Origin of the sequence: Sediminispirochaeta bajacaliforniensis DSM 16054 (genome assembly GCF_000378205.1) — a bacterium.
Lineage (GTDB): Bacteria > Spirochaetota > Spirochaetia > DSM-16054 > Sediminispirochaetaceae > Sediminispirochaeta > Sediminispirochaeta bajacaliforniensis.
The window spans coordinates 1-2,594 of the sequence record NZ_KB899467.1 but is presented as its reverse complement, the minus strand read 5'-3'; the positions used below and the strand labels follow the sequence as shown (position 1 = coordinate 2,594).

The window sequence follows — 2,594 nt, the reverse complement described above, 5'->3', positions numbered from 1 at the left end:
GCCTTTTTGTTGTGCCATCTTTCCTCCTCCTGTAAGGAGAATATCAACAATTACAAAATTTAGGAAATCCCTCTAGTTTTTAGAGGTGCCCTATAATAAATCTGATATAACTGTATTGCAACTGTTGAAGTAAACCAATCAGCTAACAATCGATCACAGTTTTTAACAATAAATATGTACATACCATCCATGCCCTGATGTAAACAATGTGCCTGGACAAAATTTGTGTCTACATAACATTTGCTTAACCTGCGAGGCGTTAAGCTGGCGCGAAACTTGCCGAGCGAAGCGAAAAGCAAGTTTCGTGACAGTAGCCGAGTCAGGTTGAAGCAGTTGTTAGGCGTTTTTTTCAATATTCTCAATAGTAACTGTAATTTCTGTAATTTCCAATTCCTTAAAAAGGCTATCTTTAACTTCTTGTTCTTCCCATAATAGTGGATTTGTTTCAGCAAATTTTACACTTACATTACCAAATACGGAGTATTCAATTTCTTCTGAAACATCATACAAGCCATTATCATTTATACTTTTCTCTGTTAAGTTTTTTAATCGTTCTTTACTATAATTTTCTAGATCGTTATTAGTTGCTTCTGAAGAAATCGTGTATTTTACTTTGGCTGAAAACGGAATGAGATATATATTGGGTGAGAGATTATTGACTTTATTGTAATTAAATTCAATGAATTCTGCGCTTGAATACTCATTTCTATAGTTTCCAATAGTATTAGCACGATATTCATATTCAATATCACTTATTAAATCAGAGAGTTCAATTTGTCTTTTTGTTTTTTTTATTATTTCGTCTTTATAATATTTAAATAAATATTCCCTTTTTCTTTCATCTGGTAATTCGTTGAAATAAGCATCTGTTAGTTTATATTCATCACAATTAAAAAGTTCTGTTAAATTGTTGAAAACAATAATGTTATCATTTTTAATCCTATTACAGAATTCCTTATCTTGTGAAATAAAAATAACTTTCTCATGTTCATGCAACAAATCAAGTAAAGAGCAGTAAATAAATGCATCGGGTATGTCTGATCGATTTTTCTTTGTCTTAAATGGTGCACTTCCATCGAAATATGCATTCATAACAAGTTTTCCATGGTCATTGCCAATAGGCAAAATAATCGCATCAGTTTGTTCTTTGAAGTTTTTCCAATTAGAACTAATTTTTTTAAGTATTTCATTGATGTGATTTCCAGCAACGTCAGCAGTAATATTTAGATGCATTTTAATACCAAATATTTCTGGTTCATCATAAAACTTATTTAATGATTCTGATGCTTTAACAACAGTATTATAAGCTTCTTGAGCCTCTTTCTGTATCCATGTTAAATATTCTTGTTCAATTATTTCAGAAATGTATAAACAAAATCTTCCAATATGGATATATTTTATTATCTGTTTAAACAATGGTGAATTTAGTTTCGGAATTTGTCTAATAATTGAACTATCAATCATTATTGCTGTTTTTGTTTTCATTTATTCCTCGCCCCGAAGGGTGCGCCTAACATTCAATTGAGCTGCGTGGCGTTTACTGGCATGTGTTTGTGCTCTTTCCTTCATGCATTATATCATATCTTTTGCAGATTAGAACTTTCGCTTTCAAATTCTGCTCTTCTTTACCCAATGCCCAGCACAAACCATGACAGTAGCCACGTCTGCTCCAATTGCTGGTTATACGGCCAGATTTAATTTTTTTTCCGCAGCTTTTACTGATCGAAAGAACATTCTTATCAATTATTTAGTACATCTTCTACAAAGACTCTCCCGTCCTTCAATAATATATTTGAGATCTCCTCAATAAAGTATTCTACTGGATATCTTAGCTCTTTTCCTAATGGCATTCTATTTACATTGAATAAGTTTTCATTTCGATCAATCAATTCCTCTGCTTCATGCTGTAAATCGATTTGTGCCCTTCGGATATAATTATTTTCAGTTTTAGCGTATATACAATTATCAATTTTTAAACGATCAATTTTTTTACCTTCAATTAATTCATTTAATATGTTGACAAATAGTTTTCCGACTAATAACTCAAATTCTTCTTTTGTTTTTGTATCAGAGACAGGTTCAATAATGGTGAATAATGTTTTCCCTTCAGTTAGCATTAAATATTCAATATTTTTTAATATTATTATATTTACATTCCATTCAGTGAAGAATTTCTTATTTACACCAGTTTCTTTTCTAACTAGTAGTTCTTTGAGTGATAACTGTTTTTGAACTTTTTTTGTCAGCCTAAAAATCATTTTTATATTGTCTCATATACAACCCTTTTTTGGAAATAAAAACATTAAGTAATAGACTCGCAACCGTCATCTTTTTTTCTATTTTCTCCATTTAATACGTTATTAAAAGCACATAAAAGGCCAGGATACTAAACACTCCCGAAAAGTCCGTATAACATCCAATTGAGCTGCATGCCGTGAAGTTGGCGTGCTTTGTGCTGATCCCGAACCAACATTATACAACTACTTTCGCTCGGAATCGTGTCGCCACCGGAGGTAAATTGCAGGAAAACACCGGAGGTAAATTGCAGACTCCGGCTTGAAAAAAGGGCAGTACTGCCTTGTAATGGTTGTAGC

At 32.0% G+C, this 2,594-nt stretch carries 3 protein-coding genes; all 3 read right to left on the bottom strand.

Annotated features, from left to right (window positions below):
* Positions 1-336 precede the first annotated feature (336 nt).
* Positions 337-1,485, bottom strand: a complete 1,149-nt coding sequence (locus F459_RS0121860; protein WP_020614767.1) for a PIN domain-containing protein — start codon at positions 1,483-1,485, stop codon at positions 337-339.
* Positions 1,486-1,739: 254 nt separating this feature from the next.
* Positions 1,740-2,258 carry a DUF6933 domain-containing protein gene (locus F459_RS0121855; protein WP_020614766.1) on the bottom strand — a complete coding sequence of 173 codons (519 nt, stop codon included), beginning with the start codon at positions 2,256-2,258 and terminating at the stop codon, positions 1,740-1,742.
* Between the two features lie 128 nt (positions 2,259-2,386).
* The coding region (locus tag F459_RS24345; RefSeq protein WP_033302357.1) for a hypothetical protein at positions 2,387-2,594 on the bottom strand (208 nt) is incomplete at its 5' end.